The sequence below is a fragment of the Arcicella gelida genome (genome assembly GCF_034931025.1).
Taxonomy (GTDB): domain Bacteria; phylum Bacteroidota; class Bacteroidia; order Cytophagales; family Spirosomataceae; genus Arcicella; species Arcicella gelida.
On sequence record NZ_JAYGIL010000013.1, the window covers coordinates 1 to 24,541 of the forward strand.

Genomic DNA, 24,541 nt, shown 5'->3' on the forward strand with positions numbered 1-24,541 from the left:
TTTTTTAGCAGAAACAAAATACAGAAAAACCCCGAAAATTGCCAGTATTGACACTTTCCCGGGGTTATTTTATTGGTAATATATTGATTATTAAATATTTACAAGATTAAAGGGAAGCCTATTTATGCACGTATCATTGGTCTTGGTGACTCGTGACAAACAACAATAACGGCAAAAGATTTTACCATGCTTGAATTATAACACAAACTTGTTCGTCCCTTAATGCAAATTCTTTAGCTCCCCATGGACGAAGCGTAATTTTATTAAGGTTAGGATGAAGAAATTCAGGATGAGATTTAGACACCTTTTCATAAACTTCTTCAATATTTTTAGTCACTAACCTAAACTCTGGATTATGTTCTTTGGCAAGTTTTACATGTTCAAAAAGATAAATCTGTAATCCATCTTTTTCCAAAACACAAAACGGTTCGCTTGATTTTATTTCATTATGTACAATGGCAAACCCCAAACAGTCGGCAAAAAATTTCAACCCATGGGTAATATTTACATAGTAAACATTAGGAACTAGCTTTTCAAAATTCATAAACTAAGATTTTAAATTTGTATAACTCCTAAATCTATGAATAGTTATTTCTAATCATAGTGCGAGCGTAACGCTCTTTAACATTTTAGGTAATAGGAAACAATCTAACTACCAGTTAGAGGTTTGGCTTTTATTCGTAGTCGTATCTGTACGTCAAACATTGTCCTTTATAAACAATAGTTTTATATTCGTCGTCAAACTTTTTATCGAGTTTAAACTTTATTTTTTCGTACTTATAATTATAGTGCTTTTTGTTTAAGAAGCCAACCGTCCTAATTGTAGGATGCTCCAGAATTGGATTCAGGTTTCCATCCAATATGTTTGTGTTTACAAAACGAAAGTCGATAAGATTTGGAAAGTTTATTAAAAAATCAAGATTGTCAATTGGTTCACAAGCATTTAAACTCAATACTCTCAACTTTTTAAGTTGAAGTAAATCGTCTGTAAACTTAAATTTCTTCGATGTGTTAATATGCAAAAATTCAAGACTGTCTTTAAGCCGACTTAATCCAAAATCACTTTCGAGTTTTATACAGTAGTGCAATTCTAGCCTTTTTAAATGCTTAAACTTTTCTATTCTATCAAAATTCTTGATGTCTGCCCAATTTAACTCAAGGTATGATAGGCTGTCATTTTGAGATAGATTATCAAAAGATTTAAGTTTTTCTTGCAGATGCCAAATGACTGCATATTCAGCATTTCCAAAATTCTTATTTTCAGTGGCAATAATATTTTCTTTAAAATCTTTCTGAAAGATTTTATCTTGTTCTAATTGCTCAAACCAAATTGTATTAAATCTCCAATCCATTTCTAATGTTGATGTGTAATTCAATCATAGCAACTAACGTCCGTCTGTGAAAAACTACAGTTTACTTTATCAAAAATAAGAAACAAGCTCTTGGTTAAAAAACTCCATTAATCGTAGGCTTTCCTATAACTCAAAAAATATAGTTTTGATAATTGGTGCTTGCTGACGCTCGTGTTGTTGGTGAACAAACACCAACAACGGCGGAAATTAGTTAACGGCATATCTGTTAACTGTATTTAATTTAAAATCAGATAGTTAATACTACATTCAAACATAGATTTATTGTCAATTTAATTTGTCCTTTTACTTATGAATAGTTATTTCTAATTATAGTGCGAGCGTGACCAACGAGAGGCAGATGTTTCTTCCATCTAATTTGGCTTTGCATAAAAATCATTAATTGAGTTTGTATATTCACAATAATCAATTTTTGAATTCCACACCAACATGAAAGTAGGATTTTCTGTAGCTAAAGGGACAAGCATTAAACTTCGTTTGTTATTTACTCTGTTACGCTCTGTAATTACAGCTTCACGTTGGTCAAAAGAACAATCAAAATAATAAAGGTATGGTTGGACAAAACTTATGTAGGACATTTTATCAACATTCCCCAGACTTTTAAATTCCAGTTTATCAAAATTTGTTCTAATAGCATTTTGAAATTCTACTGCATTCAAAGGAACGTTATTAAGAAAAGGCATGGCATTAAATTGAGCATCAACAAAAACCCATTTTTGTAATTCATCGATAAAAACTTCAGTCGCAACGTGTCCTCCGCCTCGCATTGACGTTGCGATATCACTGGTTTTAAGATATATAACTCTTGACTTAAAGCCTGAAACCTTTAATTGTGATGCCAAGACATATCCATAAGCAAAACAAGGAAACCTTCCTCCTTCCTTTACTTCATCTAAAATTGAGATAGCATCATTTTTTTTAGGACTTACATCTCCTCTATGTTCCCATTGGCTACGAGTCCAATTTAAAATAGTCAAAACTTTATCAATTTGCGTTTTTGAATTTTTGAAAGGAATCGGATATTTTGAATTCAAGGAATTAAGATACTCTTTTTCATTTTCGTTGGTGTATAAAATTTTATATTTAGGATTGCTTTTTGTTGAAGCATAATTTAACGTTGGTATAAATATCTTCTGTCTTCTTACGGTTGTCAAGGCATAAGATTCATTGTTTAAATGAACATAGAAACGTTTGGCTTCGTCATTCTTAATTTCAAATTTTATACTATCTATATCTGTTTTGAACTTGAACAAAATTTTAGTTTTTTCAGAAAGGTAAGTTTTAATGAGAAGTGTATCGTCTGCAACTTTAGGGGTAACTGTCCAATTACTGTTTTCAATATTGTTTACATAATATTTGATTTTGGCATTATTTGCTTCTATGACAGGAAGACCATTGTAAGTTTTTTGACTATAAGCCAATATTGAAGAGGACGATATTAAAACTGTGAGTATTAGGTTTTGTAGTTTCATATTATGTTTAAGTTATGTGTTAAAATTTTAGTGAACGTCTATCTGTGAAAAATTACAGTTTAACCACGGGTATTGTTGGTTTTAACAACCCTGTCTCAAGCATCGATAATGGCGTATTAAATAATTATATGAATATTTCACCTCACAAAAATGCGTTAAGGTCAGCGAGTTCCTTCTCTACTTTTTTAGTCCACTCAATTTGTTTTTGTCTGTTAAGTCCGAAATTCGTTTCCTTTTCATAAAGTTCTTGTCTGTTCAAATAAGAATCATAAACCTCTTTAAAAATAGCATTCCCTTCATTTTCTATACTAAAAACTGTCAATTTTTTCTCTTCAATTCGTTTTCTTAATATTCTCGAATATACTTCGCATAAGTCAAAATGAGTTTGCTCGTGTTCTAATAAGTCTTGTCTGCCTACTTGGTCTTGTGCTACCCAACTCAATTTACAATCAAAAACTGCTTTGGTGTAAATTTTTATTTTTTTAAACAACGCTACTCTGTTCGTCTCAAACCCAAACCCACAATAAGTTGTCGCAGCAACGTTACTGTTTGAAATTGGCTTAGGACTCCCTTTAAAGTCATCCCAAGTAAGTTTGCGATTTGGTGACCAAATAATTTCTTTTTCATATTTCCTAAAATCAGGAACTCTATAAATTTGGGCAGTTATTCTGTCACAAGTACTCCACATATCAGGCGTTTTGTGTTCTGTAATTTTTAGAATATTTGCCCCATTCTGTTTAGCAAGCTGAATTAGCGTTCTGATAACTTCGTTATATGAGCAATTTGTTGACATACCATAGTCTCCAGCCCTAATAGTCCCAATTTTTATTCCATTATTGTCAAAAGGCTCATCTTTCTGAAAAACCAAAACAGGTTCATTGTCAGCTAATAAAGGTTGTTTAGAGGTGATTTTTGACCTAATATTAGGCGAACATGACACTATAATTATCGTTAAAATTGTCAGCAAGAAAAAATGTTTCATTGTTAAATTAGTCTTTTTTGTAGGTTTTCAATATTGGCTCTAAAGGTTTTACGGCTTAGTGATACGGTGTTTTAGCTCAAAAGTTCAATCGAAGAACAAAATCTATCGGTCAGAGCCATTCGGCTCCGATTTTGGCAATACCATATTTATTACATGATATTAATTTCTGTTTAGTCCTTTTCGATTAGTTTTATTAACGTTTCTTTGCTTGGTAAAACTGTCAAATATTTACTTGCATAAATTTGAGTATTGTTTTCTGGAAGTGTGAACTCAACCACTGCTTCACTTTTGTTTTGGCAAAGAATTATCCCGATTGTTTTGTTTTCGTCTTCAAGTTTTACTTTTCTATCGTAAAAGTTAACATACATCTGCATTTGCCCTATGTCTTGATGCTTTAATTCTCCTACTTTCAGGTCTATGAGTACAAAACATCTCAAAATTCGGTTGTAAAAAACTAAATCAATTCTGAAATGCTTGTCATCAAAACTTATTCTATTTTGTCTTGCAACAAAAGTAAAACCTGTTCCAAGTTCCAAAAGGAAGTTTTCAAGTTTGTCGATAAGCTTTTGTTCTAAATCACTTTCTGAATAAGTGTTTTGTTCTGGAAGCCCGATGAACTCTAAAACATAAGGATCTTTGATCGCATCTTGGGGTTTCTCTACAACCTGACCCTGTTCAGCAAGTTTTAAAATTTCATTTTTGTTTTTGCTTAATGCAAGTCTCGTAAATAGGGCAGAATTGTATTGTCTGTCCAATTCTCTTAAGCTCCAATTATTTTTGAAAGTTTCAATTTCATAAAACTTTCTTTCAAGTTCATCGTCAATTCGCATTAGTTTTAGATAATGAGACCAACTAAGCTTGAATTCGTTAGACTCTATCTGACCTTTTTCAGATTTAACAGACAGTGTCTGCTGTTTTGAATAAATAAGATAGAATTGTCTCATTTGCTGTAAATTCGTTATCGAGAAACCTTTTCCAAATTCTTTATTCAAGCTGTGAGATAGTTCAGATAGCAATTGTTTTCCATAATCAGCTCTTTCTTTTCCATTTTGTTCTTCCTCAACAATCATTCTTCCAATTTCAAAATAAGTCAAAACCATGGTATGATTTACCGTTTGAAGTACTCTTTTTCGAGCCTCATTAAGTAAATCTGAAATCTTTTTTGATAAGTTCTTTAAGGGAATATTCGTCATCTTAATTTGTATTAAGTTCATAACACAAATATAAAATTTTAAAAGCTTGAATTTCTAAAGACGAGTGTTCAAATGCAATATCTGCTAACGTCTATCTGTGAAAAATTACAGTTTAACCACAGGTAATATTGGTCTTAGCAACTCAGTGACAAAATCAACAATGGTGAAAATACTCAATTCTTTTGTTTGTTATTTCTGTATAAAACATAAACAATTACACCAAAAACAATTTCAATTAAACCACCTGTCAATGCAGAAGTAAAATCTAATGCTTGCATGATAAATAGACCATAAGCTGCCAAGCCCAAAACAATTCCCAAAAGCCAATAAATACGCAAACCGTAAATACTGGCAAAAGTCAAGTATCGTCCGGCAATTATCAACAACATTCCTTGGAAAAACCATGCTGTTTTAACAAGAGATAAACCATAAGCTAAGGGAATACACATAATCATCCATATTGTTCCTTCCATTGCAAGTTTTCCGAGAGGATTATCTTTATGATGTCCTCCTTTGATACCTATAAGTTTTTCAATTAATGTTGCCAATGGGAAAATGAACATTCCCCCAATAATTAAGGTCAAAATCCCTTTTTGAGATGAATATAAATTCACCATTAAACCAGCGGTAATCCAAACTGTCCCTGAAACAAAAATACCGATTGAGCCAAAGCCGTAGCCATTTCTCATATCTTCCTGAGCTTCCTTTAAATTATCCATATTTTATATTGTGTTAGATACTTGATTCTGCTTTATACTTGCCACTAATGTTAAGCTTTTATACAACTCAAAAATTTTGGTTTTGATAATTGGTAAGTAGCTTACACACCTATTGTTAGTGAACAAACAACAGCGGAAAATCCCGAAGGGGTGTCAGGATTATAGATAAACCATTGACAAAAACCAAAACCCTGAAGGGGTGATACGACACATCTATACTACCCCTTCGGGGTTTTAGAAACAATATCTTACTCTTTTCTATAATCCTGACATCCCTTCGGGATTGGGGAAAAGGGCTATTTACTATTTTTAAAATACTCCAATTAATCTTAGGCTTTTCTATCAACTCAAAAATGTAGTTTTGGTAATTACTACATTCCTTTTGCTCGTGTTGTAGGTGAACAAGCAACAATAACGGCGAAAAATCAATGTTATAGCCAGTGGTTATTCTTCGTTTGTAGGTATATGTTTGTCTTTGCAATAATTTTCAACTTCTGTGTCGTTTGCAAAGTAACAGTCACAAAATTCGTCCAATTCTTTTTCAGCACCCGAAACATATTTTTCACTTGCTGTCATTAGTTTCTCTGTCTGCTCTATAAATTTTTCAAACTCTTTATTCATCTTACAGAGTTTGTCAATTGTCTTAAAATCTAAGTCCCGAAAAACAGAAGGGTAGAGAACTTTACTTTGATATGGATTTGCATTAAGTTCTATAATTCCAATTCCAAAAGATTGATTAAGCCTTGCCATTTCTTCGTTCAAACTATCGCTAAATTCAAAAGCAACTAAATAACCATAATTTGCCCAACTTGAATTTGAAACTGCTTGAAAAAATGCTTTTTTCAGTTCACTGTCACTATTTATTTCTCTTTTAAGTTCGTATGAGCTAATTTTGAAAGTATCAACACGATTAATAGACTTCAAAAAATTTTGACTTGCTTTTGTCTGTAAGTTCAAAAATTTAATTCCAACCATATCTGGATGTGTCCAAATTTGGTTGTTGTCTTTTCCATTCGATTGTTCGTGAAAAATTGTTTTTGAGTAAGTGTCTGTATTCTTTAAGTAACTGCTCAAAAGTTTGTGTAAATCTCGCTCTTCATAAATTTTAGATTTAGTTGCTTTTACTAGTTTTATAGTCACAACTTCGTTGTCCCCACTCAAAACTTCGACACCGATATTCTGCTCGTTTTTAGTCAGGTAGTAAGAATAACTTCCACCTTCTTGTTTTATTCTTTTTACTCTTGTGTCGCCATTTCGAATAAAGTCGCCAAGTAAAGCCGAAATTGTTGAAGCTGGCGTTTTTGCTGATCCAAAATCATAGTAATTGTTTTTAATTATATGATTATGAATTTCTAGATAGTTCGTCAAATTATTTATTTCATCTAGGCTTTTTAAAATAGCTTCTTTTATTGTCATTTATAGTTCATGTTTTTTTTCGGTAGCTCGTCGTCCTACTACTTGGATGTAACTCGCAAATATGTGAAAGTATTGTAGTCCGTTATATATTGCTAGTATATATAATTCTATTTTCTAAAGTACTACTTTATTTTTTCTCTACAAACGATATAGTAACTTTAAGTCCAAAAACTCAAATAGGGATAATGGTTTTGTAACATTCTAGCTAATTTTACTAGACGACAATTTCATCAAACAAGACGCTCATTATACTTTACTAGATAACTATTTCATCAAACAAGATGCCTATTACTTTTTACTAGATGAGCATTTTATAAAACAAGATGCTCATTACTTTTTACTAAATGACCATTTCATCAAACAAGAGGTTCACTACTTTTTACTAGATGACTATTTCATCTAACAAGGTGCCTATTGCTTTTTACTAGATGGCTATTTCATCTAACAATACCCACAAAAAACAAACTCAAAGCTAAAGGCTCAAGGCTGATAGCTAAAAATTTTCTAACAAGATTTAGCTTTTCGAGTTGATTGAGTAGAATGGTTTTCGTACAAAATCATTAAATTGGCTTTTCTTCACATTTATGATGAATCAAAATCTTCCAAATACTTATCAATATATCATTGCTGGTGGCGGTATGGCGGGGCTTTCTCTGGCTTTTTATTTGAATAAAAGCTTGTTGAAAAATGAGTCTATCTTAATTATCGACCGTGATGTAAAACAAGCGAATGACCATACTTGGTGCTTTTGGGAACAAGGAAATAGTCCTTTTGAAGAGATTATTGGTAGAAAATGGAAGGGACTTTGGTTCTATGGGCATCAAGATTTTGCTTCATTTCTTAACATTGAAGAGTACTCGTATAAAATGCTTCGAGGAGAGGATTTCTATCAGTACCTGATTCCAGAGCTTAAAAAGAATCCGAATATTACTTTCTTGCAAGCCGACATCGAACATATTGAAAGTACCGTAGATGATGCTATAGTGATGACAAATCAAGGTGTTTTCAAAGCTAAGACTTTTGTTTTTGATAGTATTTCTGTATCTAAATTCAATCAGGCTAAGTATCATAATATGTTGCAACATTTTAAGGGCTGGGTAATTGAAACTTCTCAACCTAGTTTTAATCCTGAACAACCTACCCTTTTTGATTTCAGGATTGAGCAACAAAACGAATGTAGATTTGTCTATGTATTGCCGCATTCAGAGAAAAAGGCTTTGATAGAATTTACCATTTTCTCTGATAATTTACTCGACGAAGCTTCATATAATGATGCTTTGAAAAAATATATCAAAGAGGTTTTAAAGATTGAAGACTATCAAATTACTGAGGTAGAATCTGGCGTAATCCCGATGTCGGATGAACCACAAGTAATTTCGCCTTCCCCTAAAGTTATCCGAATTGGCACGGCTGGAGGTTATGTAAAAGCTTCTACGGGTTATAGTTTTCAGCGTACACAAAGGTTTTTACAGCAATTAGTGCAGGATTTAGAAGAAGTAAAAAGCAAGAATACTACTCTTACTTTCAAAGGTAATTTTAGCACAAGTACTTGGAAAGCTCTTTTGGATAGTGTGCTTTTGAACGTAATGCTTCATAAAAGAATGCCTGCCGATGAAATATTCACTAAGCTCTTTCAAAACAACCGCCCTGCCGATGTATTAAAGTTTTTAGATGAAGACACTAGCGTTTTGAAAGATATTAGTATCATGCACAGTGTCCCTACTTTTCCTTTTATTATAGGACTAAAAGGAGTTCTCCTTTCAAAACTCTATTAAATTTTAGTAGTATTACTCCTAATATTTTAGGTGAATTATCTTTTCTACAGTTAATATCATTAAATATATACCTATTTAAAGATAATTTATCTATAAATACAGCATTCAATAAGCCAAATTGTCAAATAAAAATATTAGTGATAAATTTGTACTTTGATTGATTCACAAAATATAAAATATTCATAATGGCATATCTTTTCACCTCTGAGTCGGTATCGGAAGGACACCCAGACAAAGTAGCAGACCAAATCTCAGACGCATTAATTGATAACTTCATGGCGTTTGATCCATCTTCAAAAGTAGCTTGCGAAACACTTGTAACCACTGGTTTGGTGGTATTGGCAGGTGAAGTAAAAACAAATACTTACCTTGATGTACAAACGATTGCTCGTGATGTAATTCGTAAAATCGGATATACTAAATCTGAATACATGTTTGAGGCAAATTCTTGTGGGATTATTTCTGCTATCCACGACCAATCTGCTGACATTAACCAAGGTGTTGATAGAGTAACGGCTGATGATTTCGAATCAAAAGCAAATGCTCAAGGTGCTGGTGACCAAGGGATGATGTTTGGTTATGCCACCAAAGAAACTGACAACTATATGCCTTTGGCTTTAGATTTGGCTCACCAAATCTTGAAGGAAATGTCTGCGATTCGTAACAGCGAACCAGAATTGATTAATTACCTTCGTCCAGATGCAAAATCACAAGTAACCATTGAATACTCTGACGATAATGTTCCTCAAAGAATTGATACTATCGTAGTTTCAACACAGCATGATGAATTCTCTGATGATGAAACAATGTTGGCGAAAATCAAAGAAGATATTATCAATATCGTCATTCCAAGAGTAAAAGATAAATGTAAGCCAGAATTACAAGGTTTATTCGACGGTGAAATTACTTATCACATCAACCCAACTGGTAAATTTGTAATCGGTGGTCCTCACGGAGATACAGGTTTGACAGGTCGTAAGATTATCGTTGATACTTATGGCGGAAAAGGGGCTCACGGTGGAGGTGCATTCTCTGGAAAAGATCCTTCAAAAGTTGACCGTTCGGCAGCTTATGCAACTCGTCACGTAGCGAAAAACTTAGTAGCTGCAGGTTTAGCTGACGAAGTTTTAGTACAGGTTTCTTATGCAATTGGTGTTGCACAACCTTGTGGACTTTTCATCAATACTTATGGCACTAGCAAAGTTGGTTTAACGGACGGAGAGATTGCTCGTAAAGTAGAAGAAATCTTCGATATGCGTCCTTATGCAATTGAACAACGTTTAAAATTACGTAACCCAATTTATTCAGAAACAGCCGCTTACGGACACATGGGTCGTACAAATGAGATTATAACAAAATCATTCAAAGGACCAGACGGTGTTGTTTTTGAAAAAGAAGTAGAGTTATTTACTTGGGAGAAATTAGATTATGTAGATGCTGTAAAAGCTAAATTTGGTTTGGCTTAATTACAAAAAGCATTTAATCATACTACAAAAAAATAAGGCGTCAATCGGCACCTTATTTTTTTTACTATTAACCATTTTATAATATTATCTAATTTATACCTCAAGCCTAAAAAAATCAATTTATACTCTATCCGAAGACAAATAAAAAAGGGAACTCCAATCGAAGTTCCCTTTCAAAGCAATTTGCATTATAATGTTAACTTTCCATAGCCATCGACATCAGTACATTTCTAGTCGGATTAGCTTTTTCTTGTATTCGTTCTTTAAATCTTTTAAGTTGGATTTTCAAAGCTTCAATGGCAATATCCATTGCTTCTTCAAAAGTTTTACCCTGTTCTTTTACGAAAAGCGTGCCTCCGGGTAAATTAATTTTAACTTCCAACATTTTACTTCTGACCTTTTTCGTATCTCCTTTATCTACTTTAAGAAATACTTCACCACCAGTAATTCGGTCATAAAAAGTATCCAGCTTGTTTAATTTTGACTGGATAAACTCCAATAGCTTGATATCAGCATCGAAGTGAATTGAATGCACTTGTAATTTCATACGCACTCGGTGTTTAAAGTTAAACAAATTTTAAAAGAAAGCCCTCAGATAAAGCTTTTGCTCAATGGAGCAGTTCTCTGTTTTACCTTAATTGTTTCAAATTCTTTTTTTACTTACTCTAACAATTTTCCGCTTATTGCAATCAAACAAAAAAAATAATTCAACAAAAAAATAATGAATAAGAAACATTAAAGTCGAAACAAAGAACTCTCCGTTTTAGTCAAATAAACCCTCTCATTAAAACAGGGTCTATAACTTTTCTGAGCTTTTTCTTATAATGAATTTAGAGATTATATTTTGATTATCCAAATGTTAAATCCACATTCTTTGAATAATCAAAGTTATTGAATCCTGCTATATAGTAACGATGAAAACTTATTAGAAAAGTGCAAAAAAGGAGATTTTTATGCGTAAAACTGCTTATAAAATCTATAAAAATTCATCTAAATTTGGCTTTTGCCACTCTACTCTCAGTACTTTAGATTGTACATTAATTTTCTCAAAAAAACGTTGCCAATACAATTGCTGATTAGATAAACTATCCGTTGGCGACTTCACTTCTACAAAGCAATATTCTCCATCCGACCACATCATTAAGTCTGGAAAACCCCTTACATTCTCTCTTAAGTTTCTTGCCATTTCAAGCATAATCAAACTTATTTGTTCAGGAGAAAGTTTTTCTAAAAGGGTAATAATCAGAGGAAAAAGTCCGCCATACCAATCCACCAGAGGATTCGTAATTCCGTACTTTTCAAAGAAAATATTATGAATGTAAATCGTGGTTGCATCAATATCTTCCAACATTAACAGGCGTTCTTCCATCCTTTCTTTACGCTTTTCAAAGAAAGTAGGCTTGAATAAATCAGAAGGAGAACGTTGTAAAGGATGGTGAATGGCTAAAGTATCTGTATCGAAAATAATATCCCAAAAGAGTAAGCCAAACAAGCTTCTCCAAAGGTGATTTTCGGTGAAAGTTGCTTTTTTGCCATGACGTTCGTAGTAATCAATCACGCCCATTTCTACTTGTCGTTTCCATATCAAATCAATTGAAATAGATTCAGAGCCATGCAAATGTTGTGTAATGGCTTTCTTGGATTTCTTTTTTTGGAGAGCCGCTTCCAATCTATTTAAGTAATCTTCTGCAAAAAAATGTTCATCGGCATTTTGCGGTTCTGCCAAAATCAATTCGCAAAGTGCTTTGGCTTCTTCTTTGTTTTTGAGTTTATCTAAAATGCGTACTTGTCTTTCTCTTGAAGGTGGCTGCTCCGTTAAACGAAAAACAATCAATGCTTCGTCCAGTGCTTTGAGCTTTTCTAAATAAGCCCCAACCTTTAAGGTAAAGCGTTCAAAGGTCGGAACAGCGATTTCTGTGAGTTCTTTACGATGCGTTTCCGTCCAATCCATAAACCAATTGAAGATTTCTAGGTATTCAATTTTGGCTTCTTGCATCAAATAGAAATCTTCACGAGCCAAACTTACTTTTAGTTTATCTTCAACCTCTTGTCGGGTTTGAAAATACGCCACCATTTTATCTTCGTCGTATTTTTCGTAAGATTGGAAGCCTAAATCACGAGTCACAAATTCAGACATATCGCCGTGACGAGTACCAAAAAAGAGAAATTTCAAAAGTTGAACTTCTTCTTCAAAACATACTTTTACGACCGAATGCTGAACAGCATGAATAGCTGAAAAGTCCTTTTCGTTCAACAAAAAATGGATTTCTTCCCAATCTCCAACTTCTAAAAGCCAATCTAATACTTCTTCTTTTTTCAATGAAGCTTTGCCTTTGGTCTCTAAATTGAGCATTTTCGCTAAAAAAATCAGCTCAGATTTATTGAAAATATCTAATACTTCATACGCTTGCGAAAGATGTTTACTAGCTAAAGGTTCTACAAAACCTTTGTTGATTAAACTATTCAATACTTCGGGAATATCCTCAATTTCAGCATATTTCAGCTTTTCTGTCCTAAAAAAAGAACCTGTACGATTGGCAAATCTGATAAACAGACATTTCTCGTCTTCCGTCAAAGCCTCAAAAGAAGATAAGAATTGCTGTTCATTTTCGTTCAGAATGTGTTGGTACTTCTTCTGCACGAAAGTCAGCAAGTATTGAAAATACTCCAAGTAATATTTAGGAGGCAGTTCTATTTTTTCAGGAGCCATTAATCATTTTTTTTCGTAATTTACAAAGATAAACAATCCTATTTAGGTATGACAGACCAAAAAGTCCTTGAAATATTTCATGCTAAATCTATTATTTCTACCAAGGAAGTACAAAAGATTAATGAATCTGAAAAGTCAAAACCATTTTCGCTACATTATGAGTTAAGGATTTTACTTTATTTAGGCATTTTCCTTTTAAGCAGCGGTTTGGGAATTGTTATTTATCAAAATCTTGATTCAATCGGTCATACAGCCATTGTAATTTTCATTAGTTTCTTAGTGGTATCATGCTTTGCTTTTTCATCTTGGAAAAAACAAAACTTTACTTGGGATGCTGTAGAACAAGTAAATCCTTTTGCTGATTTTACGCTACTATTAGGTTGTTTGTCGTTCTTAACTTTGGAAGGCTACTTACAATATCAATACAGTTTATTTGGTGAAAAATATGGTTTGATTACTTTTATTCCTGCCATCGTTTTCTTCTTTTCCGCTTACTTTTTTGACCACCGTGGCGTACTTTCAATGGCAATAACGGCTTTTGCTTCTTGGATTGGCGTTTCTATTTCTCCATTAGCAGTATTTTCTAAAAACGATTTTACAGCTCCCTATTTTATTTTTACTTCAATCGCCCTCGGACTTTTATACATGGCAATAGGCTTACTTTCTGAGTTTCGAAAACTAAAACAGCATTTTGCCTTTTCTTATCTTTTATTGGGAAGTAATTTGGCATTAATTGCAGGAGTCGCAGGCGTTTTTAGTGAGCATCACAAGTACTTGTACACATTAATTGTACTGGCAATTTCTGTCGGTTTATTTTTCTATGCCAAGATAAAACAGTCTTATGTTTTTTTATTGACGGGAATTGTTTTTGCCTATATAGCTATTACAGAAGCCATTTTTGATATTTTCCCATATAACTCAATGAGGGCTTGGTTTGCGGCGTATTACTTTGTTGCTACTGGAATAGGTGTGATATTCTTACTATTTAATTTGAAGAAAATTCTTAAAAAAAGCTAAAAACGCCTATGAAAGCATATCAACAACAATGGATTGATAATTCGTTTCTTCAAAGTAAAGCCCAAGATTGGTTTGAAAAAGGATTACTCTCTGAGGAACAAAATATTGAAATTAAAAATCAATTCCCTTTAGATTTTTACCAGCCGAATCCATTTATCAGAATCGCACTGTTTCTTTTTACTTGTTTGGCTTGCATTTTTAGTGTGTCATTATTGTACTTGATTTTTGAAAGTACTTTTCGAGAAAGTCCTAAAACAGGTTTAACCATTTTAGCATTAGCCTTTGGAATATTTTCTGTTTTTCTGCTAGAAACGCTTATCACAACTAAAAAAATATTTCAATCTGGCATTGATAACGGTTTGTTATATTGTGCTATTGTGGCATTTGTTACAGTCATTTATGTTCAGTTAGAACCTTTGCATTTACCAGCTTGGCTTGAATTTACTTTTATAATGCCATTCTTTCTGGTGGCTTATATTCGTTATGCAGATGTTTTTGTGGCTTGTGTGATTTACTTTTTGTTGGTAATGATTTTAGTGGATTTTTCACTCACATTTTTTATCGGGAAAACACTCTTGCCATTCATCATGTTACTTTTTTCTTTAGGTGCTTATTACTTTGTAGAAAAACTAAAACAAAGAGCAGATTATCTTTATTATGAAACATCTTTAGATATTTTTAAAACACTGACTTTGGCTTCAGCTTATTTGAGCGTGAATTACTTTATCGTTCGTGAAGGCAATGCGATGATTAATAAAGTCATTACTTCGGTTGCTCCGCAAATCGGTTTAGCTCCTTTGTTTTATTTTTTCACCATCCTAATTCCAATAGTATATATTGTTGTTGGATTAAAAAAACGAGACAGAACTTTTTTGACATTGGGCTTGCTTACCGCTGGATTTTCATTCTTTACTTATCGATATTATTTCGGAATCATTCCCACAGAAATCGCATTGCTGATTTGTGGAACTTTGCTGATTGGCACAGCCTCATTTATTATTTATCAGCTAAAACAAGTAAAATTTGGCTTTACTTATGCACCTGATAGTAATTATGAAGGCTTGAATATTGATACTTTGCTGTTATCTGAACTCGTGAATCATAAACTAGGACAACATAATGATGAACTAAAATTTGGCGGTGGAAGTACAGCAGGTGGTGGCGCTGGTGGCGAATATTGACTTAACAATAATAATTATAACCTTTCAATGATTTTATGAGAAAAAATACTCAATTCATATACTTTTTTCGTGAATGATAATGAAAAATGTATATTTGTTTCTTGAATTCATTTCTAAGTTAATATTCTTCTAATTGTATTCAAGAACAATTTACAAAAAGCTTATTCTCTTTGTAAAAGAATAAAATATTTTGAAATACTCAATATTATCAAAATATTATTTTGCCATAAACAAAAAATACATAATTTACTTTATCCATGAAAACTGTCAATTCTTACAATTTTGCTGGCAAACGTGCCTTAATTCGAGTAGATTTTAATGTGCCTTTAAACGAGCGTTTTGAAATTACTGATGATACTCGTATCAAGGCTACGATTCCTACAATCACTAAAATTTTGAATGATGGTGGTTCAGTAGTTTTAATGTCTCACTTGGGTCGTCCGAAAGATGGTCCAACTGAAAAATATTCATTAAAACACCTTGTGAATCCACTTTCAGTTGTATTTGGTCGTCCAGTAAAATTTGCAGATGACTGTATCGGTCAATCAGCGACAGACTTGGCTTCTAGCTTACAAAGCGGAGAGATTTTATTATTAGAAAACCTTCGTTTTTACAAAGAAGAAGAAAAAGGAAATGTAGAATTCGCTGAAAAGCTTTCTAAGTTAGGTGATGTTTGGGTAAATGATGCTTTCGGAACAGCTCACCGTGCTCATGCTTCAACAGCAGTGATTGGTCAGTTTTTTGAAGACAGAATTTGTGGTTATGTGATGCAAGCTGAAATTGAAAATGCACAAAGAGTATTAGAAAACTCTGAACGTCCATTTACAGCAATCATGGGAGGTTCTAAAGTTTCCGATAAAATCTTAATCATCGAACGTCTTTTAGATAAAGTTGATAATTTGATAATTGGTGGCGGTATGACTTACACTTTTGTTTTGGCAGAAGGTGGAAAAATTGGTAAGTCAATCTGTGAACCAGATAAAGTAGAATTAGCAAAAACTATTTTAGCAAAAGCAGCTGAAAAAGGAGTAAATGTATATATGCCAGTTGATAATTTATGTGCTGATAAATTCTCGAACGATGCCAACACATTAATTGCTGCAAAAGGTGAAATTCCTGATGGTTGGGAAGGTTTAGACATCGGTCCAGAATCAGCTGAAATTTTCAAGAAAGTTGTTGAAGCTTCTAAAACTGTATTATGGAATGGTCCGATGGGTGTTTTTGAATTCCCGAACTTCGCAAAAGGAACAAATGCCATTGCAGACTCAGTAGTAAAAGCTACAGAAGAAAACGGTGCTTTCTCATTAATCGGCGGTGGAGATTCTGCTTCAGCAGTAAACAATGCTGGTTATGGCGATAAAGTTTCTTATGTATCAACAGGCGGTGGAGCTTTATTAGAATATATGGAAGGCAAAGTATTACCAGGTGTTGCCGCATTGCAATAAATAAAAAAGCATTTGCATTATTTGAAGGCGATACAAAATTGTATCGCCTTTTTCTATTTATCTTTGAGATAATTAAAATAAAACAAACGTGGAATTTCAGTCATTACCCATCAACACAAGTGCTCAATATCTTTTGAATGATAGCCGTCAGCTTTCATCACCACAACGTTCTATTTTCTTTGCCATCAAAGGGCTACATCATGATGGTCATCTTTTTTTAGATGATTTATATAGAAAAGGGGTACGTGAATTTGTAGTCGAAACGAATGCGCTCAGTCCAGCAATTCTTCGTGAATTAAAAAGATTCGAAGAAGCAAAAATCTGGCAAGTTGACAATAGCATTACGGCTATGCAAGAAGTTGCCCAAAAGCATCGTGAGCATTTTAATTTACCCATTATCAGTATCACTGGAAGTAATGGAAAAACAATTGTAAAAGAGTGGCTTTCGCAATTATTAGGCAATCGTTTCAAAGTTGTAAAAAGCCCCAAAAGTTATAATTCGCAGATTGGAGTACCGCTTTCTGTTTGGCAAATTAATGAAAGCCATAACCTTGGGATATTTGAAGTTGGCGTTTCAAAGCCCAATGAAATGGAAAATTTGGAAAAAGTTGTTCAGCCATCAATTGGAATTTTTACGAATATTGGTAACGCTCATAGCGAGTTTTTCACAAGTAATTCACAGAAAATAAAAGAGAAATTCAAGCTCTTCAAGCATGCAAAAACGCTTATTTATTGTGCTGATTATGTTGAAATAGATGAGATTATAAAGTCAGATTTTATCATTGAAAATCCAAATTGTGAAATCATCAATTGGTCAAGGATGGCAAATACAGGCATTCGTGCTGATTGGGAAGTTGATGTAGAAAACACCAAAGTGTTTTTGGATTTAACAGCAGTTACTAGCAATGCTGAAAAATTTACTACGGCTTTCGATATTCCATTTACTGACGAAGCATCTATCGAAAATGCCATTCATTGTATGCTTACGCTTTGGCATTTGGGCTACAGCACTTCCGAAATTCAGGCAAGATTACAAATACTTCGTCCAGTTTCGATGAGGCTTGAAATGAAGCAAGGAATTAATTCAAATTACTTGATTGATGATACTTATAATAATGATTTAGCGGGTTTAACCATTGCCCTCAATTTCCTTAGCCAACAAAAACAAAGACAACAAAAAGTACTTATTTTAAGTGATTTGCTAGAAACTGGCATTCCTGAAAAAGAGCTTTATAAACAAATTGCACATTTAGTCAAAGAAAGACATTTAGAGTATTTCATCGGCATTGGCGATGTGATTTCTCGCAACAAAAGTCATTTTCTTGTAAGTTCTGCTAAAACAGCAACTAACATCCAATTTTTTAAAAACACCCAAGACTTTTTGGATAGCCAAGCCATAAAATCGCTTCATAATTGTACGATTTTGATTAAAGGGGCAAGAAAATATGGCTTTGAACAAATCGTAAATCGTCTTGTTCAAAAAACGCATGGTACCATTCTTGAAATTAATTTAGATGCTATTACCAACAATTTGAATTATTATCGTGATAAAATTGGGCAACAAATTAAAATGATGGTAATGGTGAAAGCTTTTGCTTATGGTTCAGGCAGCACAGAAGTGGCAAATTTACTTCAATTTCATGGTGTTGACTATTTGGCTGTTGCCTATACTGATGAAGGCGTGGCACTCCGACAGAACGGCGTTTACTTGCCTATCATGGTGATGAATCCTTCTCCAAATGATTTTGAACAATTAGTAGCATATTCTTTAGAACCTGAAATTTATAGTCTCAGAATACTACAAGAGTTTTCAGACTATATTGACAGTAGAAATTTAAGTTCAAAAATCCATTTGAAAATTGATACAGGAATGCACCGTTTGGGTTTTGAGAAAGAAGCACTTCATGCCTTGCTTTCCTATTTACAATCGAATCCGAATTTGTGGGTTTCAACGATTTTCAGCCATTTAGCTGCGGCTGACGAAGAAGCTTATGATGATTTTACCTTGAAGCAAGTCAATATTTTTACTGAAATGGCAAATGAAATTTCGGAAGCTCTTGGTTATAGTCCTTCTCGTCATTTAGCTAATTCGGCAGGGATTGCTCGTTTTCCAGAAGCTCGAATGGATATGGTTCGTTTAGGAATCGGTCTTTACGGAGTAGCCGCAAAAGCTGAGGATCAAGTAAATTTGCAAACTGTTGGAACACTGAAAACAGTAATTTCGCAAATTAAATATATCAAAGCTGACGAAACCGTAGGCTACGGTCGCAAGGGTGAATTAAATAGAGATACAAAAATTGCAACAATCGCAATTGGTTATGCTGATGGTTTTAATAGAAAATATGGCAGAGGTGTTGGTGAAGTATTAATTAATGGTCATAAATGTAAAGTTGTAGGTAATGTTTGTATGGACATGACTATGATTGATATTACTGATGTGCATAATGTTCAAGAAGGCGACGAAGTGATAATTTTCAATAAAGAATTAACCATCTCTGACTTAGCCCATAAAATTGGCACTATTCCTTATGAAGTATTGACAAGCGTAAGCGAAAGGGTAAAACGAGTTTTTTATCAGCTATAAACAAAAAAGTGCAAGAAAAAATCCTTGCACTTTTAACTTCAACCTTTCAAAACATAATTACAATCAAAAACAATTTGAGTAAAAATGCTTCTGATTCATTATTCAGGTTTGATTGATGTATAATTTGATTGTTATAAAAATGGTTAATGTGTTTTTAAAGAAATGGTTAATGCTTGCAATACAAATTTATGCAAACTTTTATTATAAAAACAAAAATTATTGCAAATATTTGCAATAATTTTCAGGGAATTTAATTTTTATACTTCAAATTGGGTATTATGCTAAAAGAAGAACGTCAACAAATAATTTTAGACAAACTAAGTACTGATAAAAAAGTAACATTAGTAGATTTAGGGCAAATACTAAATGTGTCTTACGACAGCGTTCGGCGTGACATCATTGAGTTGGAAGATCGTGGTCTTTTAAAAAAAGTACATGGTGGTGCTATTGCTAATTCATATTTATCAATCAAAGCAAGTAAAGGGCTTGGAATCGTCAATACTGAATTTGTGACCATTGCTAAAAAGGCTATGAAGTTGATTGAAAATCATAAAATCATCTTGATGGACGGAGGCACAACTAATTTCTATATCGCTGAGCAACTCCCTAAAAACATGGAACTTACCGTTGTAACCAATAATCCACATTTGGCTACAGCATTAGCGGAACATCCTAAAGTAGAAATCATTTTGTTGGGAGGTTCTTTCTATAAACGTTATCAAATTACGATGGGCAGTAAAACCTTCCAAGACCTTGAACATATTCATGCTGATGTCTATTTTATGGGAACAAACAGTATTAATCCTGAATTAGGCTTGGCTATTCGCCATTATGAAGAGTCTTTGTTGAAACAAAAGATGATGAGTATTTCTAGAAAAATTGTTACTTGTGTAATTGAAGAAAAAATCAACCGAGAAGAAAATTATAAAGTTTGTGATTTTACAAGATTAGACTATTTAATCACAAGTTTAGCTCCTAATGATAGCTTGTTGGCTGGTTTTAGGAATAAAAATGTAGAGATTCTATAAAATTTATTGCAAAAGTTTGCAAACAAAAAGGGGATAAATTATAAATTCATCCCCTTTTTGTTAATCATCCCAAAAATTAGAACATTAAAATTGCACTAGTACACAACAAAACGATTCCTAATATTAAGAAAACTGATGGATTCAACCCTGGGATACTTCTTTCACCCAAAGCAGAATCGTAAGGATTCTCTGGATTATATCTTACTTTCATGGTTTGTCCAACTTGACTAAGCATTGACATTCCTTTGTCTGCTTCAATTTTGAATTGTCTTCCATTTACACTGAATGAAACAACAGGAAAGAAAATTGGGCTTTGACCTAATTTATCACTGCGTTCATAGCGTTTACTTACTTCTACTACTTCACCATTTGTTAACACAGAATGTTGTAACCAATCACGACGCTTTTTACTTAAATAAATACCTAAAAATATTAATGCTCCAGCTACCAAGATAAAACCAGCCATGACCAATGGCGGCACTCCCTCATACACGCCATGCGGGCCTGAGATAAGTAATATTGAATTAAATGCACTTTCCATATTCACAAAATTTAATGATTCTTTGACCGAACGAAGTATAAATTGTTACGCTTCTTTACAAATTTCAGACAAAAGTCATTAAAAACCAAGCGGTTAGATTTCTGAGTGGTTTTACTCACAAGATAACGAAAAGGCTATTTTTTTAGGTTTTATATTTTTTTCATTTAAGCATTTATATTTTAAAAGCTGTTTTTTCAAAATCTGTAATTTTTAAGTCGTATTTACCTATTTTTAAAACTTACTTCTGCCAAAAAATTATTTTATTGAATTTTAAAGTTTTTTTATTGCACTTTTACCAGTGAAAACTTCTATTCAAACCTCCAATTTGCCATAAAGAGATGTTTTTGAAAGAAAATGGCTCAATTTCATACTATCTCAAGTGTTAAAAAGCATTATTTTCTAAAAAATGGCTAAAAAACAAACCCATAAATAATAAAAAATATTTTTAGTTTTCAGAGCCAATTTTTTCGTTTAAACCATAATAGCATCGTAACTACTAGCAAAATCATTACTCCCCAAACAACATAATATCCGTATTGCCAATGTAGTTCTGGCATGTAATCGAAATTCATTCCATAGATTCCAGCCACAAAAGTGAGTGGCATAAAAATCACAGAAATGACCGTCAATACTTTCATCACGTTATTCATTTTATTACTTGCCTGCGAAAGATACAAATCCATCAGCGATGCACCTAAGTCACGAAAAGAATCAATCGTTTCAATAACTTGCATCACGTGGTCGAGTACATCTCTTAAATAAAGACTGGTATTCGAAGTAATCAATGGAGCTTCTTCTCTAATCAAATTCGCCAACATTTCACGCAAAGGGAAAATCGCTCTTCGCATCAGAGTAAGCTCACGTTTCATACTATAAAGTTCGTTAAGTGATTTAGGATTAGGATTTTTTATAATATCCTCTTCCAATCTTTCCATATTTTCTGAAAGCTTATCAAGTACTGAAAAATAATTATCAACCACTAAGTCAATCAAAGAATAGAGTAAATAATCAGCACTATTTTTACGAGTCTTACCCGCTGAAGCTTTAATTCTTGTCAGAATCGGTTCAAAAATATCTCTTGAACGTTCTTCTTGAAACGAAATCACATAGCCATCGCCCATTACAAAACTCAGATGCTCAATTTCAACTTCACGAGTATAAGGATTGTATTCAATCATTTTAAGCGTCACAAAAAGCTGTTCTTCATTGTAATACTCAAACTTAGGTTTCTGTTGCGTATTCAGAATATCTTCCAACATTAATGGGTGCAACGTAAACATCTCTCCAATCGTAGCAATAACGGCAGGTTCATGAATGCCATCAACATTCATCCAATAAGTTTTATTCTCAGCTAATTCTACATTAAAAGTATCCAAAGTAGGAATTTTAGCTACTTCATATTCTTCAAAATTATAGCTTGTCCAAAGTATTTTGGTCTCAAAATCAACTTCTTTTCCTACATAAGTGAGCGTACCGGGCGAAGTTCCTAAGTTTTTATTCTGAATAATATATCTTTTTGACATCAGCGTCGTTTTATTAGCATTGTGATAAAATAGTATTCAATTTAGATAGTAGATTGGCAATTTTCAAATTCCAGCAGTAAATTGCTACATTAATTGACCACTCAATTAAGATTATAATCCTTTACAGCATCGTGATAATATTAAAGTACACAAAACATATCATTATATGTAGCTTAATTTCAGGTATCGTTTTATTGGCTTGCTCACATCAGCCAAAACAATTAGGCAAAAACACTTCAACAGACATTTCTATCAGAAATGATAGTATTACCAAATTATTTGACCCTAAACTCGCCGCTAAAAAGGCAAGTAAGCTAGATACTTTTTTCAAGAAACTCCATAAAGTTAACGGTTTTAATGGTGCCGTTTTGGTTTCGCAGTATGGTAAAGTGATTTATAAAAATGCTTTTGGTTATGCAAGTTTCAGTAAAAAAGATTCTAACACAACTCAAACGCAATTTCAATTAGCCTCCGTTTCGAAGCAGTTTACTGCGGTTGCCATTATGCAATTACATGAAAAAGGTTTGATAAATTACGAAGATCCCGTTTATAAATACATTCCAAATTTTCCTTACGACCCAAGTATTACCATCAAAAGTTTGCTTTCGCATAGCTCTGGGATTCCAAACTATGTATATTGTTTAGATAAAATCATTAATAAAAAAGTACCTCTTACAAATGACCAAGTAGTTGATTTGTTCGCTCGCCACAAACCGGGCATCAATTATTATCCTAATAGTAGATTCAACTATAATAATTCAAACTACGCTTTATTGGCTTATATTGTTGAAAAACTTTCGGGAATGAATTTCAGAGAGTATGCTAAGCGAAATTTGTTTGCACCTGCTGGAATGTCGAAAAGTTTTGTTTACGACCCAGCGAAACCAGAATTAGTAAGTTCTGCGGCTGTCGGTTATACGCCAAGACGAAGAGGCTTTTGGCAAGTACCTTTCGACCACCTTGATGGTGTGGTGGGTGATAAAGGAATTTATTCAACCGTTGAAGATTTATATAAATGGGACATGGCTTTGAACAGTGAGAAACTCGTAAAAATGAGTACACTCAACGAAGCTTTTTTACCCGCACATTCTTTTAAAAATCTTTTGACTAAGAATTATGGTTTTGGTTGGAGACTTCAGTTATTGGACGATGGTACGTGGCTAACATTCCATACAGGCTGGTGGCATGGTTTTAAAAACTATTATATGCACAATAACCGAGATAATTCATCCATTATTATTTTACAAAATGTTTCAAATAGAGCATTGGCAAGAGTAAAAGTTGCACAGTCTATTCTGTATCCAGAAAAAGCTTGGTATTTTATGAGTGGCGAAGGCCTGCCAGGCGAATTTGAAATCGAATAATTTACTTCGTTTTATTTTGACAATAATTATTTAAAAACTCGTTTAATCATAAAAAAAAGCTAATTTTAGAGGGTAAAAAACCTTTTATGAAAATTTAAAAAAACATGAAAATCTCGAAACTACTACTCAATTTTTTGTGCTTGTTAATGTGTCTTTCCTTTACTGTGAAAGCCCAGTCGGAAGATGAAGCTATCAAGACTTGTGTGAATAATTACTTGGAAGGTGTTTTGAAAGGCGATGCTGCTCGCTTAAATCTTGCATTTCACCCAACTGCTATGCTAAAGAGTATCAATACAGTTACTGGAGTTTTACAAGATGTACCTGTAGCTAAATTTATTTCAACAACACCTGCTGGTGGAATTGAAACTAAAGGAGGTTCAACTAAGCTAGTTAGTTATTCTTACATTGGTGCATCTGCTTTGGCAACTGTTGAACTACGTTTTGGTGATTTCAAATATGTTGATTTACTAAGTATGCTAAAATTTGGGAATGATTGGAAAATCGTAAGCAGAGTATTTAGTCGTACCGATTTAGACAGCCAAGTAAAAGGTACTGCAACGGCTCCTTCTACGGCTTCAACTGCTAATAAACCAGTAGTAAAAAAATCATCTTCAGCGAATGTAAAACCTAAAGCAGATGATGGTTGGTAAGACCTAAAAAATATAATTCGCTAAAGCTCATGAAATTCATGAGCTTTTTTTGTGCAATCGCAAAAGCTAAAACAAACTCTCCCTTTGCGTAAAACCTAATAATTC

General features: G+C 33.2%; 20 protein-coding genes. 9 read left to right on the forward strand and 11 right to left on the reverse strand.

Features of this window, described 5'->3' with window-relative positions; translation table 11 throughout:
* Window positions 1–181 precede the first annotated feature (181 nt).
* From VB776_RS11900 to VB776_RS11930, 7 genes are all read right to left on the reverse strand, one after another.
* The gene (locus tag VB776_RS11900) at window positions 182–544 is read right to left on the reverse strand and encodes a VOC family protein (RefSeq protein ID WP_323329277.1); all 363 of its coding nucleotides are present in this window, start codon (window positions 542–544) and stop codon (window positions 182–184) included.
* A gap of 130 nt (window positions 545–674) precedes the next feature.
* Window positions 675–1,352: a hypothetical protein gene (locus tag VB776_RS11905; protein ID WP_323329279.1), complete on the reverse strand. Its 678-nt coding sequence runs from the start codon at window positions 1,350–1,352 to the stop codon at window positions 675–677.
* Window positions 1,353–1,723: 371 nt separating this feature from the next.
* Window positions 1,724–2,842, reverse strand: coding sequence for a transglutaminase domain-containing protein (locus VB776_RS11910; protein WP_323329281.1), 1,119 nt, complete (start codon window positions 2,840–2,842; stop codon window positions 1,724–1,726).
* 142 nt (window positions 2,843–2,984) lie between these two features.
* Window positions 2,985–3,824 (reverse strand): hypothetical protein, encoded by an 840-nt coding sequence (locus VB776_RS11915; protein ID WP_323329283.1) that lies wholly within the window; start codon window positions 3,822–3,824, stop codon window positions 2,985–2,987.
* Between the two features lie 170 nt (window positions 3,825–3,994).
* Window positions 3,995–5,038, reverse strand: coding sequence for a PDDEXK nuclease domain-containing protein (locus VB776_RS11920; RefSeq protein WP_323329285.1), 1,044 nt, complete (start codon window positions 5,036–5,038; stop codon window positions 3,995–3,997).
* A 152-nt stretch (window positions 5,039–5,190) separates the two neighbouring features.
* Window positions 5,191–5,736: a DUF7010 family protein gene (locus VB776_RS11925; protein WP_323329287.1), complete on the reverse strand. Its 546-nt coding sequence runs from the start codon at window positions 5,734–5,736 to the stop codon at window positions 5,191–5,193.
* Between the two features lie 444 nt (window positions 5,737–6,180).
* The gene (locus tag VB776_RS11930; RefSeq protein ID WP_323329289.1) at window positions 6,181–7,152 is read right to left on the reverse strand and encodes a hypothetical protein; all 972 of its coding nucleotides are present in this window, start codon (window positions 7,150–7,152) and stop codon (window positions 6,181–6,183) included.
* A 584-nt stretch (window positions 7,153–7,736) separates the two neighbouring features.
* Between VB776_RS11930 and VB776_RS11935 the strand changes: the two genes are divergently transcribed.
* Both VB776_RS11935 and metK read left to right on the forward strand, forming a co-directional pair.
* Complete coding sequence (locus VB776_RS11935) at window positions 7,737–8,927, forward strand: lycopene cyclase family protein (protein ID WP_323329291.1); 1,191 nt, start codon at window positions 7,737–7,739, stop codon at window positions 8,925–8,927.
* 185 nt (window positions 8,928–9,112) lie between these two features.
* The gene (gene metK / locus VB776_RS11940; protein WP_323329293.1) at window positions 9,113–10,393 is read left to right on the forward strand and encodes a methionine adenosyltransferase; all 1,281 of its coding nucleotides are present in this window, start codon (window positions 9,113–9,115) and stop codon (window positions 10,391–10,393) included.
* 196 nt (window positions 10,394–10,589) lie between these two features.
* Here metK and hpf read toward each other — a convergent pair whose 3' ends face one another.
* A complete protein-coding gene (hpf, locus tag VB776_RS11945; RefSeq protein ID WP_323260328.1) occupies window positions 10,590–10,940 on the reverse strand; it encodes a ribosome hibernation-promoting factor, HPF/YfiA family in 351 nt (116 codons plus the stop codon).
* A 429-nt stretch (window positions 10,941–11,369) separates the two neighbouring features.
* Window positions 11,370–13,103, reverse strand: coding sequence for a VRR-NUC domain-containing protein (locus VB776_RS11950; RefSeq protein WP_323329295.1), 1,734 nt, complete (start codon window positions 13,101–13,103; stop codon window positions 11,370–11,372).
* A 48-nt stretch (window positions 13,104–13,151) separates the two neighbouring features.
* Between VB776_RS11950 and VB776_RS11955 the strand changes: the two genes are divergently transcribed.
* From VB776_RS11955 to VB776_RS11975, 5 genes are all read left to right on the forward strand, one after another.
* Window positions 13,152–14,120 (forward strand): DUF2157 domain-containing protein, encoded by a 969-nt coding sequence (locus VB776_RS11955; protein WP_323329297.1) that lies wholly within the window; start codon window positions 13,152–13,154, stop codon window positions 14,118–14,120.
* Window positions 14,121–14,128: 8 nt separating this feature from the next.
* Window positions 14,129–15,301 (forward strand): hypothetical protein, encoded by a 1,173-nt coding sequence (locus VB776_RS11960; protein WP_323329299.1) that lies wholly within the window; start codon window positions 14,129–14,131, stop codon window positions 15,299–15,301.
* 257 nt (window positions 15,302–15,558) lie between these two features.
* Complete coding sequence (locus VB776_RS11965; RefSeq protein ID WP_323329301.1) at window positions 15,559–16,746, forward strand: phosphoglycerate kinase; 1,188 nt, start codon at window positions 15,559–15,561, stop codon at window positions 16,744–16,746.
* Between the two features lie 88 nt (window positions 16,747–16,834).
* Complete coding sequence (locus VB776_RS11970; protein WP_323329303.1) at window positions 16,835–19,330, forward strand: bifunctional UDP-N-acetylmuramoyl-tripeptide:D-alanyl-D-alanine ligase/alanine racemase; 2,496 nt, start codon at window positions 16,835–16,837, stop codon at window positions 19,328–19,330.
* 278 nt (window positions 19,331–19,608) lie between these two features.
* Complete coding sequence (locus tag VB776_RS11975) at window positions 19,609–20,358, forward strand: DeoR/GlpR family DNA-binding transcription regulator (RefSeq protein ID WP_323329306.1); 750 nt, start codon at window positions 19,609–19,611, stop codon at window positions 20,356–20,358.
* Between the two features lie 76 nt (window positions 20,359–20,434).
* Here VB776_RS11975 and VB776_RS11980 read toward each other — a convergent pair whose 3' ends face one another.
* Together VB776_RS11980 and corA are read right to left on the reverse strand one after the other, a co-directional pair.
* Entirely contained in the window at window positions 20,435–20,899 is a 465-nt protein-coding gene (locus VB776_RS11980; protein ID WP_323329307.1) for a DUF3592 domain-containing protein, read from the reverse strand.
* A gap of 452 nt (window positions 20,900–21,351) precedes the next feature.
* Window positions 21,352–22,422: a magnesium/cobalt transporter CorA gene (corA, locus tag VB776_RS11985; protein WP_323329309.1), complete on the reverse strand. Its 1,071-nt coding sequence runs from the start codon at window positions 22,420–22,422 to the stop codon at window positions 21,352–21,354.
* A gap of 131 nt (window positions 22,423–22,553) precedes the next feature.
* Between corA and VB776_RS11990 the strand changes: the two genes are divergently transcribed.
* The gene (locus tag VB776_RS11990; RefSeq protein WP_323329311.1) at window positions 22,554–23,786 is read left to right on the forward strand and encodes a serine hydrolase domain-containing protein; all 1,233 of its coding nucleotides are present in this window, start codon (window positions 22,554–22,556) and stop codon (window positions 23,784–23,786) included.
* A 104-nt stretch (window positions 23,787–23,890) separates the two neighbouring features.
* Complete coding sequence (locus VB776_RS11995) at window positions 23,891–24,436, forward strand: nuclear transport factor 2 family protein (protein ID WP_323329313.1); 546 nt, start codon at window positions 23,891–23,893, stop codon at window positions 24,434–24,436.
* Window positions 24,437–24,541 lie beyond the last annotated feature (105 nt).

Bases quoted from the DNA above. Each gene is read 5' to 3' on its own strand.
- metK (WP_323329293.1), top strand. From the start codon at position 9,113: ATGGCATATCTTTTCACCTCTGAGTCGGTATCGGAAGGACACCCAGAC.
- VB776_RS11900 (WP_323329277.1), bottom strand. From the start codon at position 544: ATGAATTTTGAAAAGCTAGTTCCTAATGTTTACTATGTAAATATTACC.
- VB776_RS11930 (WP_323329289.1), bottom strand. From the start codon at position 7,152: ATGACAATAAAAGAAGCTATTTTAAAAAGCCTAGATGAAATAAATAAT.
- VB776_RS11950 (WP_323329295.1), bottom strand. From the start codon at position 13,103: ATGGCTCCTGAAAAAATAGAACTGCCTCCTAAATATTACTTGGAGTAT.
- VB776_RS11925 (WP_323329287.1), bottom strand. From the start codon at position 5,736: ATGGATAATTTAAAGGAAGCTCAGGAAGATATGAGAAATGGCTACGGC.
- VB776_RS11980 (WP_323329307.1), bottom strand. From the start codon at position 20,899: ATGGAAAGTGCATTTAATTCAATATTACTTATCTCAGGCCCGCATGGC.
- VB776_RS11920 (WP_323329285.1), bottom strand. From the start codon at position 5,038: ATGAACTTAATACAAATTAAGATGACGAATATTCCCTTAAAGAACTTA.
- VB776_RS11965 (WP_323329301.1), top strand. From the start codon at position 15,559: ATGAAAACTGTCAATTCTTACAATTTTGCTGGCAAACGTGCCTTAATT.
- VB776_RS11935 (WP_323329291.1), top strand. From the start codon at position 7,737: ATGATGAATCAAAATCTTCCAAATACTTATCAATATATCATTGCTGGT.
- VB776_RS11915 (WP_323329283.1), bottom strand. From the start codon at position 3,824: ATGAAACATTTTTTCTTGCTGACAATTTTAACGATAATTATAGTGTCA.
- VB776_RS11955 (WP_323329297.1), top strand. From the start codon at position 13,152: ATGACAGACCAAAAAGTCCTTGAAATATTTCATGCTAAATCTATTATT.
- VB776_RS11975 (WP_323329306.1), top strand. From the start codon at position 19,609: ATGCTAAAAGAAGAACGTCAACAAATAATTTTAGACAAACTAAGTACT.
- VB776_RS11910 (WP_323329281.1), bottom strand. From the start codon at position 2,842: ATGAAACTACAAAACCTAATACTCACAGTTTTAATATCGTCCTCTTCA.
- VB776_RS11905 (WP_323329279.1), bottom strand. From the start codon at position 1,352: ATGGATTGGAGATTTAATACAATTTGGTTTGAGCAATTAGAACAAGAT.
- hpf (WP_323260328.1), bottom strand. From the start codon at position 10,940: ATGAAATTACAAGTGCATTCAATTCACTTCGATGCTGATATCAAGCTA.
- VB776_RS11960 (WP_323329299.1), top strand. From the start codon at position 14,129: ATGAAAGCATATCAACAACAATGGATTGATAATTCGTTTCTTCAAAGT.
- VB776_RS11995 (WP_323329313.1), top strand. From the start codon at position 23,891: ATGAAAATCTCGAAACTACTACTCAATTTTTTGTGCTTGTTAATGTGT.
- corA (WP_323329309.1), bottom strand. From the start codon at position 22,422: ATGTCAAAAAGATATATTATTCAGAATAAAAACTTAGGAACTTCGCCC.